The organism is Thauera chlorobenzoica (assembly GCF_001922305.1).
Taxonomy (GTDB): domain Bacteria; phylum Pseudomonadota; class Gammaproteobacteria; order Burkholderiales; family Rhodocyclaceae; genus Thauera; species Thauera chlorobenzoica.
This window is the reverse complement of record NZ_CP018839.1, coordinates 290,079-307,129: the sequence shown is the minus strand read 5'-3', so window position 1 is coordinate 307,129 and position 17,051 is coordinate 290,079. Positions and strand designations below refer to the sequence as shown.

The window sequence follows — 17,051 nt, the reverse complement described above, 5'->3', positions numbered from 1 at the left end:
TCGGGCGGAACGCTCTTGGTCTGGACAGGCGGCGTTCCAGATCGGCAGCAACCTTGTCCCTGACCACATCGTGCGCCCGCGACAAGGGGATGTGCAGTGGGCAGCGCTTGTCGTTTCCACCATTTTCCATTACCCGCCCCGTTGAGGATGAACACACGCTTAAGTTAAGGGCTGCGCGGGCTTTGATAAAGACGAATTCTGGTTAACAATATCTCGGAAAAATCCGATATGTTTTTATGAACCTTAAACACCTCCATGTGTTCTGGACCGTTTCCCGCCTCGGTGGCGTCAGCCGGGCGGCGGAGCAACTCAGTCTCACCCCTCAGACCGTCAGTGGACATATCCGACACCTCGAGGAGGATTTGGGGGCAGTCCTGTTTCGCCCGGTCGGTCGTGGCCTGGAGCTAACAGAGGCGGGGCGTCTTGCACTGTCCTACGCTAATGAGATTCTGCATCTCGGTGGAGAAATGAAGCGGGCTCTGTCTGAAAGTCTGCAAAGTCCAATGCCTGTTCTGCGCTTGGGGATTACGGACGTTGTCCCGAAGTCATTTGCCTACCGCTTGCTGGCACCGGTCGGGAAGTTGCCGGACCCCGTCAGACTGGTATGTCGAGAAGGTAGTCTGGAGATGCTGCTGGCCGAACTGGCCTTACAGCGGATCGATATGCTCGTGGCAGACCGCCCGATGCCATCCGGCTTGGCTATTCGCGGCCATAGCCACAAATTGGGTGAAAGTGCACTGGCCTTCTTCGGGGCTGAGTCATTGTGCGATGACCTGCGCGAGTTTCCGGACTGTCTTAACGATGCGCCGCTGCTATTGCCTGGATCTCACGCGGCGATTCGTGGCTATATCGACTGCTGGTTGAACGACCAGCGCCTGACGCCGCGTCTGATGGGCGAGTTCGATGATGGCGCACTGATGAAAGCCTTTGGGCAGGCCGGCGCCGGATTTTTTCCGGCTCCCGCCATACTTGCAGATGAAATTTGTGTGCGTTACCAGGTCCGACGCATCGGCCAGGTTGAGGACCTTCATGAGGTATTCTGGGCAATTACCGCTGAACGACGGATCAGCCACCCTGCAATCATGACGGTCATGGACTCTGCCCGCGTGGCGCTGTTTCCCGGTGCTACTCAACCGACAGATTGATCTTGCCCAGTCGGAAGTCGCTCTGCAGTTTGATGAACAATGGATTCACCGAATACGACAACGAATGAACTGGGTTGAATCTGCGTGCCACTAAAAAACGACGTGATACCGTGTGATTCTGGGCTTAACGGCGAGCCAAGACATGGCTGATGCCCTCCCCTCCATACCCTGGTTGCTGGCCGGCCCCATCCTGCGGCAATGCACACCGACACGGCTGGTGTACTGGCTGGCGGTGCGTGAGCCCGCCCTACTGCGGATCCGGATCAATCCGGAAGTCGGTAAGTCACGTGATCTGAAGATGGCCCCCGGTGAGCCGGGCTGCCGGATTCTGACGGCCGGGATGCATCTGCACTATCTGTTGATAGATCTCCGACTCGAAGAGCCCTTGCCACAGGATTGCTGGATCGGCTACACCATAGCGCTGCAAGGACTGTCGGTTATCGACGGCGTGTGGCTTGAGTGCGCGGACTGGGCCCCCGACCTGTGCTACCCCGGTAAACGGTCTCCCGGCTTCGTGCTGCCATCGCGCATTCGTAGCCTGCTGCATGGATCGTGCCGCAAGCCACATCATGCTGGTGGGGATGGCCTGATCGAGGCCGACCAGTTGCTCGAAAGTTTGCTCGCTCAGGATACGCTGTGCACTGGGCAGGTACCGGTATCGGAGGCGCCAGACGCGCGGCCCGCTTGGCCATCGGTGTTGATGATGACCGGGGATCAGGTTTATGCCGACGATGTGGCCGGCCCGATGTTGCACGCGATTCAGCAGGTGATCGCCCGGCTCGGCCTGCCCGATGAACCGCTGGCCGGTGGCGAGCTGATTGGAGCTCCCACCGCGCAGCTCCTTTACCGCCATCCGGCCGGTTTCTACCGTCGCGATACCCTGTTGCCGCGTCAGCCGCGCAACTACGCACTGATTGAGGTGCTGTTTGGTGGTGTCGAAAAGCCAGTATTTACGACCGACAGCGCCCACAACCATCTGATCTCGCTCGGCGAGGTGCTGGCGATGTATTTGCTGGTCTGGTCCCCGGCCCTGTGGTCGCAGATCGATCTGACGCCGCCCGCAAATCTGGATGCCGGCGCGCTGAAGCTGTACCACACCGAACTGGATGTGATTCAGGAGTTCGTCGCAGGCTTGCCTGCGGTTCAACGGCTTTTTGCCCATCTGCCGACGGCGATGATCTTTGACGATCACGACATCACCGACGATTGGAACCTGAGTCGCGAATGGGAGGAGGTGGCCTACGGACACCCATTCTCACGGCGGGTCATTGGCAACGCCGTGTTCGGGTATCTGATCAACCAAGCCTGGGGCAATCGCCCGGATGCGTTCGATGGGCAGCTGATGGATCAGGTTCAGAGTAGCCTCGATACCCCAGGAGCGGAGGCGCACGAAGCGCTGATCGACCGCCTGTTGCGCTTCGACTGCTGGCACTACTCTTGGCCAACTCAACCACCGCTCGTGGTCATCGACGGTCGCACCCATCGCTGGCGTTCGGAGTCGGCAGCCCGCAAGCCTTCAGGCTTGATGGACTGGGAAGCCCTGACCGATCTGCAACAGACCCTGAAGGGATTGCCCGCGGTGTTGCTGGTGTCGCCGGCACCGATCTTCGGCGTTAAGCTGATCGAGTCGATTCAGCGGGTGTTCTCCTGGTGCGGACAATCCCTACTGGTGGATGCCGAAAACTGGATGGCCCATGCGGGGGCCGGCAACACGATCCTCAACATCTTCCGCCACCCCAAGACACCGCAGCACTTCGTGGTGCTGTCCGGCGATGTTCACTACTCCTTCGTCTATGATGTCGAACTGCGTGGTCAGGTGCGTGGACCGGACATCTGGCAGATTACGAGCAGTGGGCTGCGCAACAGTTTTCCACCCCGTCTGCTGGACGTGCTCGACCGTGCCAACCGCTGGCTTTACGCGCCTCGGTCGCCGCTTAACTGGCTCACACGGCGTCGTCATATGCGGGTGATTCCCCGTAAGCCCGATGGCATCCCACACGGTCGTCGGCTGCTCAACGGTAGCGGTATCGGTCTGGTCGAACTCGACCTGGAAGGCGTTCCCTGGCGCATTCGCGAGCTGCTCAGCGGCGGGCAGATCGTTAGCTTCTCGCGCCGTGAGGAAGAGTCACGTTGGGACTGAACGGTTCACCGCGCTGGCATGAGATTTATCTGCCTACGTGACACATGGGTCAGATCGCCCCAGTATCCCGGCGGTCGATAGTCTTTATGTTGCCTTATTTTGGATTGCGCGTAGTTTGCATTTTTTAAAATTTAACCTGCAGAACATATTGTCTGGTGCCCTGATTTCATGACGAGTAACTGTAGCCAGAATGGAAAGTTAGGCGGGCTCGTGAAGGAACTGGACAAAGCACAGAAAACGAGAAGTGACAGCGAGGGCTATGAGCATGTGGCAAGAGGTATGGAATACCGTCCTGTCGGAATTCTCCGATATCCCAGATGCGACGCAGATTACACGTATCACACTTCGCCTTCTGGTTGCTGCGGCCCTTGGCGGTTTACTGGGGTACGAGCGGGAGTCCCAAGGCAAGAGTGCGGGGGTGCGAACGCATATGCTGGTTGCTATCGGGGCGGCACTCTTCGTCCTCATTCCCCAACAAGCCGGGGCATCAACCGCAGATTTAACTCGGGTGTTGCAGGGCCTGATCGCCGGGGTGGGGTTCCTTGGGGCCGGAGCCATAATTTTGGGAACCAAACAAGTGGAGACCCAGGGGTTGACTACGGCGGCAGGCATATGGGTAACGGCAGCGATCGGCGTGGCTGCAGGAATGGGGAGGGAATCGACTGCCGTCCTGAGCACTCTTGTAGCCCTATTCGTCCTTTCCGTAGTTCCTTGGATCGTACGAGATTGCATAAAAAGTAAAAAGTGAAGTGGGCGGCAAAGTGAAATCCGCCTGCATTCGAGCGGGACACGCCAGAAGTGGCGCGCCCCGCAATTTGAACGTTGAGAGCCCTGCTCCCCCTAGCCTCGATAGTCAGCTCAGGGTCGGATCCGGAAGTAGCGGAAATCGGATACCCGCCGACGACGAAGCTTCGCAGTGTCCCGGCAGTTAGCCGTTCCATTGCGGACCAAGTTGGCGTTGAGCACGACCGCTCGGGCCGACGTCCCGAAGTAGCTCGTCAAGCAGGTTTCGGAGTGAAACTGCCGCTCGGATGATGGTGGTTGAGAGATGCCGACCGGCCGGTTGTGGCCGATAGCACGATTTCATCTGCCTTCCGTAAAGCTGCCGGACGGTTCCTGGCGAATAATCAGACTCCGATCAACAGCCAAGGAGTCTGGCATGGAATCCTACGAGCATAGGGAACCCTGGAACAAGGGAAAGTTGGTGGGCCAGAAGGCGCCGCTGAAGCCCAAGGACATCTGGGCGATCCGCATCCACCTTCAGAACGCTCACCACGTGCGCGATCTGGCGATGTTCAACCTCGCCATCGACAGTAAGCTGCGCGGGTGCGATCTCGTCAGCCTGCGCGTTCGCGACGTAACCCACGGCAACCAAGTGCTGTCGCGGGCAATGGTCATCCAGCGGAAGACGCAGCGGCCGGTTCAGTTCGAACTGACCGAGCCGACGCGAACGACGGTGGCTGCGTGGATCGAGAAGGCAAAGCTGAGGCCGGAAGACTTTCTGTTTCCAAGTCGGCTGCACGAATCGCCGCACGTATCCACCCGGCAGTACGCGAGGATCGTCGAGCAATGGGTGGCGTCGGCTGGCTTGGATCCCGCAGCCTACGGTACGCATTCGATGCGCCGCACGAAGGCGACACTGATCTACAAGCGGACAAAGAATCTGAGAGCCGTCCAGCTCTTGCTTGGTCATTCCAAGCTGGAATCGACAGTCCGGTACCTCGGCATCGAGGTCGACGATGCCTTGGAGATCTCTGAGCAGATAGAAATCTGACAGTGCCCCGACGGCCGCCCGCCGAAAGCCTTCGACGCGACGGGCGGCTGCTTTCCGGCGCGTTGCTGGAAGGGTCGTATCGGCCAGAACCGGCCGTTGGAGATCCGGCCAGGATTTGCCTCGCTGGATCGTCTTGGATGCCCGGTTTACGGCGGCCAACTTGAACCCCGTCTTGGCTCGACCCGGCCATATCCTGCCGGTCACCATCTACATCTACCAGCCATTCGAGCGGCCACTTCACGCAAGAATCTGCCGGACGGCCTACGCGAGCAATTCGGCCTGAGCGGACCGTCAGGCCGGATACTGATAGCATCAGTGACATTCCATAGGCAGGTCTTAAACCTGCACTCTGTTCCCATTTTTGTATTCTGAAATGTGCGACATTAACGAGACTTCCGTCAAGAGTCCTGCGACATGAGTGATCTTCATGACTACTGGCCCAAAGCAGTGCAGCATTTGAGGGAGCCCTACGACAACAGGATTTCTGATCACGTTGTTGTCGCGGAAATCAATGAAGCTCCCCAGAACGGTTATAAGGGGCTTCGTCTTGTTCGTACTGCCCTGGTACCGCTTGAGGTGGTTGATGAGGTACTGAGTGCTCCTGGAGGTATCGGCTACGAGGTACGCTCATGGGGGCCAGTCCCTTGTGTAGGCGAAGGCCAAGTCTATGAGACGAGCTTCTGGATTGACGGACGCAAGGGCAAGAATGAGCGCTTCCAGACCATTATTAATTCCTGGAGTTACCATGATAGGGAAGTCATTCTTCCCGACAATGTTTTGCTGATGACGTATGGATTGACGCCTCGCCACCTCAATGACGGAACGGTGTGTTGGGACGATCCACGAGGCCCGGTTTACGACGTACTGCGTGTGAAGTCGCATGTAAACCATGGTGACAAAAAAGACAATCCCTTGGGCTTGATCACGATTCGCCGCGAATACCTTGAAGATTTCTGTCACCTGAAGAACTGCGCCGCCGTAGCGGTTTACTACGAAGAGCGCTTTTCTTCGGAAGACGACTCTTTCGTCGCCGTCCTGAAAGGCCAAGAAGGTGACCAGTTCGAATTACCTGGACGTTTGCTTGGCATGGCGGTGCTGAATGACAAGTACCACTCCTTGGCACCTCAGATGTCCAGAGTGTGGGGAGCACGCTTGATCCTGATTCCACGGTCACGACCGGTTACTGACGCGACTGACCCGGAATTGACATGGCCTGATGACACCGAGCCAATGAACTATCAACGTGCGGCGGCCAAGTGGGTGTATGGGCACATTCGTGACGAGGTGCTGCTGGAGTATGAGGCTCACCCGGAGTATAGGATTCACCCCGAATCAGGAGGGGTGAGCTACAGCGGTTGGTGGGGAACGGCCAGAACATATCGTGTCGGGCGAAATCACATTCGTATCGAGCTGAAACAGCTCTATGAGGGATGTCCTCCTCATGTCATTTCGCACTGGCACCGCTATTCCGTTCAGGAGTCGGTTGCCGAACATGATCGGGTGACCCATGGCAATCGCAATATCGCCATTCGGGCAAAGGATGTTCTGGATGCGTATTTGACGCTGACGGCAAACCTGGCGTATCTGTCAGATCAAATCGGAATGAACTATACGCAGGATGATATTGGCGTTCTATCGACTGAAGAGGTTGCCTATCGAGGGTGGTGGTCGTTCGAGGTAATGCGTCCTCTGTTCGCCGTTGCGCCTATAGCGGCAAGTCGGGAACAGTTTCTTGACCGCGCAGTCAGCCTGTTCAAACTCTTGGAGCTACTCAAGCCAGCACCGCTGAGGGCAATGGCCCGGCAGTTGGGAGTACCGAAGGAACAGATCAAGGAATTTGCGTCGCTCAAGCTGCTTGCCTGCGTTTGTCAGTTGGCAACAATTTCATTAGGGCAAGGCCTTGCATTGACTGAAGATGCTGATGTTGTAGTGCCACAATGGAACCCCAAGACAGAATTACCAGAGCTGCGGACGCTATTTGCACTCAACGGATTGCGATCCAGTCAGGCACACACTCCTGGTGCCGAAAGGGAAGCGAAAATTTCGTCGGGTGCAGCAGTGTTTGGGATTGACGTGACCGCAACCACGACGGGGTGGGGCTATGCAATAGACGCACTTTACGATCGACTGACAGATAGTTTATTGGCAAGTGCTCGGTTGATTGAGGATGCTTTGGCAGCATAAAGATAGTATGGGCGCGACAGCTTGACTCGGACACCCGCCCGTAAACCTCTGACTTTTCGGCCAACCGCTAAAGGTCCAAACCACTCCTCGGCGAGCGGCAGCTTATGGGTAGCGAACCCAAACCGGCGGCTTTACGGCGATGAATCCGAGTGGGTGTCGGTCGCAACCCGACCCAAAGCTGAAGTAGCTTTTCTCAGCCTCTACGCCAGCAATGCAGCGTTTGCGGCCATGGGCCTTCGGGAATCCTATTTCAGCACCCCGCCATCAGTCGTCATTTGGCTTTCCCGACTGAACGTCAGGACCAGACTTCTTGTTGCCCGGTGACAAAGGCATACTCAGTGTCGCGGCCACATTGAAGCCGACCTGATTGTTGATACCAACAATATGGCCTCAGCCGTAAACCTTCGTCGGCTACTTGTGCAACCGCAGGTCGCCGTTCGTTGGCGCGCGCTACCGGTATCTCCAGAACGGACGGGTTCATTCAAGCATTAATTTTCGCTTCACTTGACTTTGTTTCAGCATCTCATAGACTTCCCAGCATCAAGGGGAGTAGCTTCATCCGTTCGGGTATCGTCATCACGGCAGACCGATCATCAGATCGCCGCCCGGTGCCCGAAGCGACGGAAATTACCGTTGCAAGCGAGACCTTGCCGCTAGGCAAGGTCCGTGCTCGCAAACAGCATCAAGGGTCTGTGCCCATCGGGATCAGACCCTTTTTGTTTGTTTGGAGCGTGAAATGACTTCATGGCTATGGATCCGAAAACTTGAGCCCGCGATCGCCAATGTCAGCGTGATCCATCCTTATCGCGGCGTCCGGCAGGCATTTCCTGCGCTCATCGGATCGAAATCATGATCATCAAACTTCAGCATTTTGTGGAATCGCGAGCATTCCAGAACTTCATCATCGCGGTGATCGTGGTCAACGCCATCACGCTGGGCCTGGAAACCTGGCCCACCGCCATGGCACATGCAGGGTCGTTGCTCCTCGCCCTCGATCAGATCGCCCTCGCAATCTTCGTCGTGGAGATCGTTTTGAAGTTGGTGGTGTATCGGGCGAGCTTTTTTCGTAGCGGATGGAACGTCTTCGACTTCACCATCGTGGCGATCACCGTCGCGCCGGTCGATGAGGGACTCGCGGTACTGCGCTCCCTGCGCATCCTGCGCGCACTTCGCCTGATTTCTGTGCTGCCGTCGATGCGCAAGGTCGTCAGCGCATTGTTGCGCGCCCTCCCGGGCATGGGTTCGGTGGTGAGCCTGTTGCTGTTACTGTTCTATATCGCATCGGTCATGGCGACGAAATTATTCGCTGCTGATTTTCCTGACTGGTTTGGTTCGATTGGCGCCTCGCTCTATACCCTGTTCCAGATCATGACCCTGGAGTCTTGGTCGATGGGCATCGTCCGCCCGGTCATGGAGGCTCATCCCTTCGCGTGGATCTTCTTCATCACCTTCATACTGCTCACGACCTTCGCCGTGCTCAACCTGTTCATCGCGATCATGGTGGATGCGATGAGTGCCACGGAACATGTAGAGCAAGAAGAAACGCGAACACTTGTGGTCGAGGAGCACCAGGCAGTGATGAGCGAGCTTCAGGCGATTCGCGCCGAACTCGCGGTCTTACGCGCCGCGCAGTTCCCGGCTCAAAATAGCAGTCACACGACGTGACACCACAACATCATTCACTTTTTGACAAATGACTATGGCGACCCAGACTTCCAAGACCTATCGCGCTGAACCCTTGATTGGCGACACACCGTGGATGACCAAGACCTGCATTCATGCGCTGGGTCGTTTATTGCAAGACAGTCGTTGCTTCCTAGAGTATGGGGCGGGCGGATCTACGCGTTTCGCTGCCGCTCATGAGGTCAAATCCTTGATCTCGGTCGAATCCGATGTCCGTTTTCTCAACGCTGTAGATGGTTGCATTCAAAGGGATTCGCCAAACCTGGACTGGCACCCCATTCACGTCGATATTGGGCGTGTCGGACCGCTTGGCTATCCCTTGCAGTTAAAAAGCATGCGCCGTTGGCTGCGCTACCCATCACGCCCCTGGGTGGCGGGACATCAACCTGATCTGGTCTTGATTGACGGGCGATTCCGGCTGGCATGCGCTTTGGCCACGGCCTACTACGCCCAACCTGGCACAACCATTTTCTTCGACGATTATCTTTACCGCCCTTGGTATTGGACTGCCGAACGATTCCTGTCGATGGTTGCAAAACCGGGTCGAGCACGTATCTTCAAAGTGCCTGACACCCACCGACCTCACCTTCGCGCCGCGCTGGTCTCTGCTTGCCGGGATCCGAGATAGGAGGCGAACGTCAATCAACGCCAACTCTATTTCATCAACTTCCGCGAGTTCACATTTGACGTGACGGTTTCGGCCAATGGGTCACGCATCCTTGAAGGGATGGCACACCATTTTTTCACCGCTGTTCCGGGTGACGCCAGTGCGCCAGACCGCTCAATCCCAACGCGACTCCGCCTCACGGCGCGAGAAGTTGACGTTCCGGCCATCATGGAGAAGTTGTCGGATGCGCCACGGCACGCCCTCCGCGTCGAGTTCGACCAGGCCGATACCGCTACCGTTGAGCAGGCGGCGACCGTGCGCGATCCCGTCGGGCTTGCGCGGGATGACGCGCATGTGACGACGGCGCGTGAGCCAGTTGAGTGGCGAACGCGGCGAGTACAGCCAGCGATTGCTGCGGTCGAGCACATCGAGCAGACGGGGCGGAAACGTGTTGCGCAGCCCACTGCTGGTGATCTGCCAGATGTCCGGACCGCGCACCCGACCGCGCAGCTCGACGTCATAGACGAAGGAGTAGTGAACATCGCCCGACAGCACCACGAAGTGCTGCGGGGTTTTCGGGTGACGGAAGATGTTGAGGATGGCGTTGCCCGCCCCCGGGTGGGCCATCCAGTTCTCGGCGTCGACCATCAGGGATTGGCCGAACCAGGAGAACACGCGCTGAATCGACTCGATCAGCTTGACGCCGAAGATCGGCGCCGGCGACACCAGCAATACCGCTGGTAATCCCTTTATGGTCTGCTGCAGATCGGTCAGCGCCTCCCAGTCCAGCAGGCCGGAAGGCTTGCGGGCGTAAGCGGTAACTGCCCGGCGTCCTTGCCTACTTCGAGATTTCGAAGAGATCGGATCGCAGCGGATTGGCCGCGAAGTGTTGCTTCCACAGCCTTGGGGTGAGCTGCGCCACGTTGGCGGCCGGATGCTGGCCGATGCGCTGGAGCACATCGACCAGGTACGTATAGGGGTCGATGTCGTGCAGGCGGCAGGTGGCGATCAGACTCTGCGCGATGCCCACGTACTTTGCCCCGACCTCGGTCCAGCAGAAGAGCCAGTTGCGACGGCCCATCGGCACCACGCGTAGCGCCCGCTCCAGATGGTTGGTGTCGATCGGCACCTCGGGATCGGAGAGGTACACCTCGAGGGCGGCCCGGCGCTCGCGCACGTACGCCATGGCGGTGGTGAGCGGTGAGCTGGGCAACAGGCCCTGGGATTCGAACTGGGCGTCGACCCAGGCGAAGAACTGCTGGAGCACGGGCTTGGCCTGCGCGAGCCGATGCGCGCGGCGTGCCTCACCGACGAGCCTGGCCTCGCGGATGTGCTTCTCCACCGCGTACAGTTTTCCGATCATCTCCAGCGCCTGGCCCGCACGCTCGGGCTCGAGCGCCTGCGCATCGAAGAACTTCCTCCTCGAGTGCGCCCAGCATTGCGCGTGCGTGAGCCCGCATTTTTCCGCGTAGCGTTCGTAGGCCGCATAGCCATCGGTAAGCAGCACCGCCCCCTCGGGCGGCGGGTCGGTGCCCAGGGTCTGCGCAATGTGCTTGCCACTGCGCCCCTCGTGATAGGCGAAGCAGATTTCGTCACGCTCGCCATAGACCGGCCAGAAGTAGCCGCCCTTCATCTTGCCCGGGCCGGCCCGGCCGGCCTTGATCGGGGTCTCGTCCATCGCCTTGATGCGGCTCGCGCGGATCGAGTCGAGTTGGGCCGTAAAGATGGGTTCGAGCAGCGACAGCGCCCCGTGAGTGAGCTGCGTGAGCCACGGGCGCGAAACCTTGATGCCGTTGTCCCCGAGCCGCTGGTGCTGGCGGTACAGCGGCTGGTGGTAGCAGAACTTGTCGGTGATGAGCCCGGCGACGAAGCTCACATCGGCGCGGCTGCCGCGAATCACCCCCTCGGGTGCCGCCGGGCAGGAAATCGCCTGGGTGTCGAGGCGCTTGATCACCGGACGCACATACTTGAGGATCACGTAGCTGCCCGGGCGCTGTGCCAGGCGGTGACTGACCTTCTCGCCGATCACCTCGAACTGGTCGGCGGTGAGCCCGTCGATTTCCGGGTTCGCCACGGCGATGGTCTCGACCGGCACGCGGGCTTCGTCGAAGAACAGCGCCGATGCGTCGCCCGCCGCGTAATCGGTGGTGCGGGCCCGGCGGGTGTGGGCGGCGATGTCCTTGGCAGGGGGCGGCGGCGAGGATTCGGGCACCGGCAACTCGCCCAGGTTCATCTGATGCGGGCTCGCATCGACGATGCGCTTCTCGCTCTTCGCCCCGAAGAGCTGGCGCCGGAACCACTCGATCTGATGCTTCATCGCCTGGAACTCGAGCTGCAGGGCATCGAGTTGGCGGGCGGCGGCCGCGTTCGCCTGGGCCAGTGCGACGATTTGCTCGGGCGCCCAGCGGGCGGCCTCGGCGGGCGTCGGAACGGTCAGCGAAACGGGCGTCGTCATGGCCGGAATTTTACCGTAAAACCCAGCATTCATGCGGGCTTGGCGGCCACTTCCGGGAGCTTGAAACGGCGCTTGAAGCGCGCCGGCTCGATGCCTTCGAGCAACAGCTTCAGCCCGGTCCAGTCCATCTGGCGAGTGAGCACCCGCGACCAGTCGGACACGAACCGTCCCTGCTCGAGGCGCTTGGCCCACACGCAAAAGCCGCTGCGATCCCAGTACAGCACCTTCATCTGCGTGCCGCGCCGGTTGATGAACACGAACAGCTCGCCCGACAGCGGATCGCACCCAAGTGCGTGGCGGGTGAGCGCGTACAGCCCATCGAAGGACTTGCGCATGTCAACCGGGCGGCCATAGACATGCACCCGCACCGCCCCTTCGGGGAAGAACATCAGCCGCGCACCAGATGCAGCACGACACCGCCACCCAGATCGAGCTTGAGCTCGAGCCGGCCTGCACCGCCGCCAACGTCGACCAGGCCCGCATCGACAAAGCCCGCACGAGCGCACGCATCGCCGCGATCGGCGACGCTCGACGCCTCACCGGCCAGCAGGCCGCGCCAGCGCTCGAAACTCGACTTGCTCAAGCCCTCGCTGTCGCAGAACTGCCGGATGCTCAGACCGCTTGCCGCAAAGCGATCGAACACCGCCCGCCATTCCTCGTGGCCGCGTCGCCGCCATTTGCTCCTCACCGTCGATGCCATCACTGCCAATCCCGTCGTCGTTGAACATGGCGAGAATTATTCAACGATCGCTACGCCGCGAGAAGGACGCCGCTCAGTTACCGGTTACTTGCGGGCGGCAGACTCCGATCGCCAACGGTGGGTGCGACAATCCATGACCACCAGCGGCGGCTGGGTAGGCCAGGTGTAGTGCCAGCGGTCGAAGCGCAACAACCGTTCGATCAGCGCGTCATGTGCTTCGGCTCCGGGCGTCTCGAGGCTGACCTGAACCTGATCCAGCAGTTGTGCATCGAAAGCGTCCGGGTGATTGCCCCAGGCCTGATTGATCAGGTAGCCGAACACGGCGTTGCCAATCACCCGCCGTGAGAACGGATGACCGTAGGCCACCTCCTCCCACTCGCGGCTCAGGTTCCAGTCGTCGGTGATGTCGTGATCATCGAAAATCATCGCTGTCGGCAAATGGGCAAAAAGCCGCCGCACCGCCGGCAACCCTGCGACAAACGCCTCAATCACGTCACGCTCCGCGTTGTAGCGCTTCAGGGAGTCGGCATCCAGATGGGCAGGCGGCGTGAGGTCGATCTGCGACCACAGGGCCGGCGACCACACCAACAGATACATTGCCAGCACCTCGCCGAGCGAGATCAGATGATTGTGGGCGCTGTCGGTGGTGAACACCGGCTTCTCCACGCCGCCGAACAACACCTCGACCAGTGCGTAGTTGCGCGCATGGCGCGGCAACAGGGTTTCGCGACGGTAAAATCCAGCCGGATGGCGGTAAAGCGCCTGCGCGCTGTCGGCGCCGCTCAGCTCACCGCCGGCCAGCGGCTCATCGGGCAGGCCGAGTCGCGCGATCACCTGATGAATCGCGTGCAGCATCGGGCCGGCTACATCGTCGGCATAGACCTGATCGCCGGTCATTATCAACACCGACGGCCAGACGGGCAGCGCATCGGGCGCTTCCGACGGCGCGGCGCCGTCTGTCGGCGACACCTTCCGCGCAAGCAGATCTTCCAGCAGACGATCAGCCTCGATGAGACCATCACCGCCGGCATGATGCGGCTTGCGGCATGATCCATGCAGCAGGCTGTGAATGCGCGAGGGCAGCACGAAGCCGGGGGACTGTTTGTCGGGGTAACACAGCTCGGTCGCCCAATCCACATGCTCAAGCCACGCGTCATCGACCGCCGTCAGGCTTTGCAGTGCCACCGTGTAGCCGATCCAGCAATCCTGCGGCAAGGGGGTATCGAAGTGCAGGTCGATCAACAGATAGTGGAGGTGCGTTCCGGCGGTCAGCAACCGGCAACCCGGTGCACCGGGAACGAGCACCCGTTCTTGTGACGCCCCTTCGTCGGGATCGAGACGAATGCGCAAACGGACCGGCTCGCGCACCGCCAGCCAGCACACCAGCCGAGTCGGCGCGCATTGTCGCAGGATCGGGCCTGCCAAGACCCACGGAATGGGTGACCCTTCATCGATCATGGTTCAACTCCACGCCAAGTTTGAGGTCACGAAACATCAGCACGTATTCCAGACAAGAAGAATCGCGCTCCAGGTGATTGATGGTAGTGCTCTGTGAATCCGTTGTTTGTCTGACTGCATGATGCCTTCTGATCAGGGAAGTTGATCTGTTGCGTGATTCGCCCCGGGAAACAACGCCACACGGGCAGATTCCATCACCGTCATGATCGCGGGGTGACTGATCCTTCGTTCGGCGGTAATGGCCCAGAATACTTCATGCAGGTCATCGACCCGGCCGATGCATCGGACCTCATAGCGCGCGCATATTTCATCAGCAAGGATGGCGGGTGCCGGAAAGAACCCGGCGCCGGCCTGCCCAAAGGCTTTCATCAGTGCGCTATCGTCGAACTCACCCATCAAACGCGGCATCAAACGCTGGTCATTTAACCAGTAATCGATATGACCACGAATCGCGGCGTGCGATCCGGGAAGGAGCAGCGGCGCGCCATTCAGGCAGCCCGGAAATTCACCCTGATCATTGCACAGCGAGTCGGTCCCGAAAAAAGCCAGCGCACTCTCGCCCAATTTGTGGCTATGACCCCGAATCGCCAAACCGGACGGCATCGGACGGTCTGCCACGACCATGTCGATTCGCTGCAAGGCCAACTCGGCCAGTAACACGTCCAGACTGCCTTCCCGGCAAACCAGTCTCACCGGATCCGGCAACTTGCCCACGGGTGCCAGCAAGCGGTAGGCAAACGACTTGGGAACGACATCCGTGATCCCCAAACGCAGCACCGGCATCGGACTTTGCAGCGACGCGGACAAGGCCTGCTTCATTTCCCCGCCGAGCTTCAGGATTTCATCGGTGTAAGACAGGGCAAGGTGCCCGGCCTCGGTCAGTTCCAGACCGCGACCGGCCGGACGAAACAGAACGGCCCCCAATTCCTTTTCGAGGTGACGAAGATGACCACTGACGGTTTGTGGCGTGAGACCGAGTTGATCCGCCGCCCGGCTGACTCCTCCGAGACGGGAAACCGTCCAGAACACATGAAGATGCTTGAGGTTCATATCAACCTATCGGAATTATCCGAAATATTATTAACCATAATTCGTCTTTATCAAAACCCGGGCACGCTTTAAGGTGGGCGCCTGTTTCAACCCTTTGTTCAAGATGGAGTCACAGCAATGAACGCATTCGCACACCCGCTATTTCGTAACCTTTTGAGCGGCCTGTCTTCCATCAGTCGCAAAACCTGGATTCTCATCGCCGCCTTCCTGCTCTTGTTGATGGGACTCCTCGCCTGGGCAGCGATCAGCATCGCTGGCTGGCTTTTTGGGATGGCGCAGCAAGGCGTGGATGCCGCACCCGAGACGGTCCGGTCGATTTCGTCCCAGGTCGAGCAATTCATGCCAGGAGCCCAGGAGACCGTGCGGTCGGCGACGGCGCAAGTCGAGCAGATCATTCCGGGTGCCCAGGAAACGCTGGGGGCATTGCTACCGGCGCTTTCCGCGAACACTCTGCCAACCAGCGACGTATCGGGAACCGACCCGGGACCCGTCGCTCGTTTTCCGGGTCTGGTCCGGGTCCAGTGGTTGCGTACCGACCAGCATGTTCAGGTACGTTATCAAGGTCAGGCTGCGCTGCCTGAAGTCATCGGCCATTATGCGGGAGGCTTCGCCGCACAGGGCTATCAGCAGAACCTCCTGTCAGCCACAACCACGGAGGAACGTCATGAATACCTCAAGGATGGAGCACGCTTCGGTTTGATCGTTTCCATTCAGAATCGGAATCAGATCACGGTCGATCTGGTTGCCCCCGCTTCTTGAAGTTTCGTAGTAGGGAACGCGGGCGCAGGCTCGTGAGGACAATGATTAGAGGATCGACATGTCGGAAACCCACAAGGGTGCGTTGGAATGGTTGAAAGCCGAACTCGACGATGAGTCTGACGAAGACTTCGAACTCGAACTCTCGGAATCTGTCCTGTCACTCGAACTGCGCAAGGTCTACAAGAAGCAGCATGCCGACACTCTGGACCGTCGCACATACTTCACTGAGCTGATCAAGCTGCAGGCAGAACTCATCAAGCTGCAGGACTGGGTTGAACACCACGGCGAAAAAGTGGTGGTGATCTTCGAAGGCCGGGACGCGGCAGGCAAGGGAAGCGTCATCAAGCGCATCACCCAACGTCTGAACCCACGCGTCTGCCGCGTGGCGGCACTAGCCAAGCCAACCGAGCGGGAAATGACCCAGTGGTATTTCCAGCGCTACGTACCTCACTTGCCCGCTGCTGGAGAGATCGTCCTCTTCGACCGTTCTTGGTACAACCGTGCTGGCGTCGAGCGCGTAATGGGCTTCGCTTCACCGGACGAGGTGCAACAGTTTTTCGAAGACGTTCCCGAATTCGAGCGCATGCTCGTGCGTTCAGGCATTCGTCTAGTCAAATACTGGTTCTCCCTTGCCGACGAGGAACAACAGCTGCGCTTCCTGATGCGCATTCATGATCCGCTGAAACAATGGAAACTCAGTCCGATGGACCTGCAATCCCGTGTTCGCTGGGAGGACTATACGAAGGCGAAGGAGGACATGCTCGCACGGACGAACATCCCCGAGGCACCGTGGTACATCGTCGAGGCCAACGACAAGAAGCGCGCCCGCCTTAACTGCATTTCACACCTGCTTGAGCACATCCCCTACGAGGACGTTCCACAAACCCCTGTCGTTCTGCCCGATCGGGTTTTCAACCCGGACTACGAACGAAGCGTGATGCCGCCGGAGTTGTACGTTCCGAAGCGATACTGAGCCAGCCTTGACAAAGGCGCGGCGGTCGCACTGGCTGACAGACGGCTTTTCCAGCGAATGCTTGCAGTGCCTATGGCAACCGACGATGCCGCAGCGATCCGCCAGCGGTCTATGCGTTCCTTC

At 59.2% G+C, this 17,051-nt stretch carries 15 protein-coding genes; 9 read left to right on the top strand and 6 right to left on the bottom strand.

Annotation, left to right across the window (positions count from 1 at the left end):
* Positions 1–236: 236 nt before the first annotated feature.
* The 7 genes from nhaR (Tchl_RS01450) (at position 237) to Tchl_RS17645 (ending at position 9,554) form a co-directional block, all read left to right on the top strand.
* Complete coding sequence (gene nhaR / locus Tchl_RS01450) at positions 237–1,145, top strand: transcriptional activator NhaR (RefSeq protein WP_075146816.1); 909 nt, start codon at positions 237–239, stop codon at positions 1,143–1,145.
* A gap of 142 nt (positions 1,146–1,287) precedes the next feature.
* Positions 1,288–3,285, top strand: coding sequence for an alkaline phosphatase D family protein (locus tag Tchl_RS01445; RefSeq protein ID WP_075149523.1), 1,998 nt, complete (start codon positions 1,288–1,290; stop codon positions 3,283–3,285).
* Positions 3,286–3,544: 259 nt separating this feature from the next.
* Entirely contained in the window at positions 3,545–4,033 is a 489-nt protein-coding gene (locus Tchl_RS01440) for an MgtC/SapB family protein (protein ID WP_198158977.1), read from the top strand.
* A 411-nt stretch (positions 4,034–4,444) separates the two neighbouring features.
* Positions 4,445–5,059, top strand: a complete 615-nt coding sequence (locus Tchl_RS01435; RefSeq protein WP_075146815.1) for a tyrosine-type recombinase/integrase — start codon at positions 4,445–4,447, stop codon at positions 5,057–5,059.
* Between the two features lie 414 nt (positions 5,060–5,473).
* The gene (locus Tchl_RS17650; RefSeq protein ID WP_146060771.1) at positions 5,474–7,243 is read left to right on the top strand and encodes a cytochrome P450 family protein; all 1,770 of its coding nucleotides are present in this window, start codon (positions 5,474–5,476) and stop codon (positions 7,241–7,243) included.
* Positions 7,244–8,092: 849 nt separating this feature from the next.
* Positions 8,093–8,908 carry an ion transporter gene (locus tag Tchl_RS01430; protein ID WP_075146814.1) on the top strand — a complete coding sequence of 272 codons (816 nt, stop codon included), beginning with the start codon at positions 8,093–8,095 and terminating at the stop codon, positions 8,906–8,908.
* A gap of 34 nt (positions 8,909–8,942) precedes the next feature.
* Positions 8,943–9,554 carry a hypothetical protein gene (locus tag Tchl_RS17645; protein WP_143069539.1) on the top strand — a complete coding sequence of 204 codons (612 nt, stop codon included), beginning with the start codon at positions 8,943–8,945 and terminating at the stop codon, positions 9,552–9,554.
* Positions 9,555–9,707: 153 nt separating this feature from the next.
* Here Tchl_RS17645 and Tchl_RS01425 read toward each other — a convergent pair whose 3' ends face one another.
* The 6 genes from Tchl_RS01425 to nhaR (Tchl_RS01400) all read right to left on the bottom strand — a co-directional run bounded on the left by Tchl_RS01425 (position 9,708) and on the right by nhaR (Tchl_RS01400) (position 15,196).
* Positions 9,708–10,265 carry a metallophosphoesterase family protein gene (locus Tchl_RS01425; protein ID WP_075146813.1) on the bottom strand — a complete coding sequence of 186 codons (558 nt, stop codon included), beginning with the start codon at positions 10,263–10,265 and terminating at the stop codon, positions 9,708–9,710.
* Between the two features lie 106 nt (positions 10,266–10,371).
* Positions 10,372–11,988 carry an IS66 family transposase gene (gene tnpC, locus Tchl_RS01420; protein ID WP_075146702.1) on the bottom strand — a complete coding sequence of 539 codons (1,617 nt, stop codon included), beginning with the start codon at positions 11,986–11,988 and terminating at the stop codon, positions 10,372–10,374.
* A gap of 29 nt (positions 11,989–12,017) precedes the next feature.
* The gene (gene tnpB, locus Tchl_RS01415) at positions 12,018–12,377 is read right to left on the bottom strand and encodes an IS66 family insertion sequence element accessory protein TnpB (RefSeq protein ID WP_083945075.1); all 360 of its coding nucleotides are present in this window, start codon (positions 12,375–12,377) and stop codon (positions 12,018–12,020) included.
* A complete protein-coding gene (gene tnpA, locus Tchl_RS01410) occupies positions 12,377–12,688 on the bottom strand; it encodes an IS66 family insertion sequence element accessory protein TnpA (RefSeq protein ID WP_075146703.1) in 312 nt (103 codons plus the stop codon). The genes tnpB and tnpA overlap by 1 nt, the downstream gene beginning before the upstream one ends.
* 84 nt (positions 12,689–12,772) lie before the next feature.
* Positions 12,773–14,146: a metallophosphoesterase family protein gene (locus Tchl_RS01405; RefSeq protein ID WP_146060816.1), complete on the bottom strand. Its 1,374-nt coding sequence runs from the start codon at positions 14,144–14,146 to the stop codon at positions 12,773–12,775.
* 132 nt (positions 14,147–14,278) lie between these two features.
* Positions 14,279–15,196 (bottom strand): transcriptional activator NhaR, encoded by a 918-nt coding sequence (gene nhaR / locus Tchl_RS01400; protein ID WP_075146811.1) that lies wholly within the window; start codon positions 15,194–15,196, stop codon positions 14,279–14,281.
* A 117-nt stretch (positions 15,197–15,313) separates the two neighbouring features.
* Between nhaR (Tchl_RS01400) and Tchl_RS01395 the strand changes: the two genes are divergently transcribed.
* Both Tchl_RS01395 and ppk2 read left to right on the top strand, forming a co-directional pair.
* Positions 15,314–15,955, top strand: coding sequence for a hypothetical protein (locus Tchl_RS01395; RefSeq protein ID WP_075146810.1), 642 nt, complete (start codon positions 15,314–15,316; stop codon positions 15,953–15,955).
* Between the two features lie 58 nt (positions 15,956–16,013).
* Positions 16,014–16,928, top strand: coding sequence for a polyphosphate kinase 2 (ppk2, locus tag Tchl_RS01390; protein WP_075146809.1), 915 nt, complete (start codon positions 16,014–16,016; stop codon positions 16,926–16,928).
* Positions 16,929–17,051: the final 123 nt, after the last annotated feature.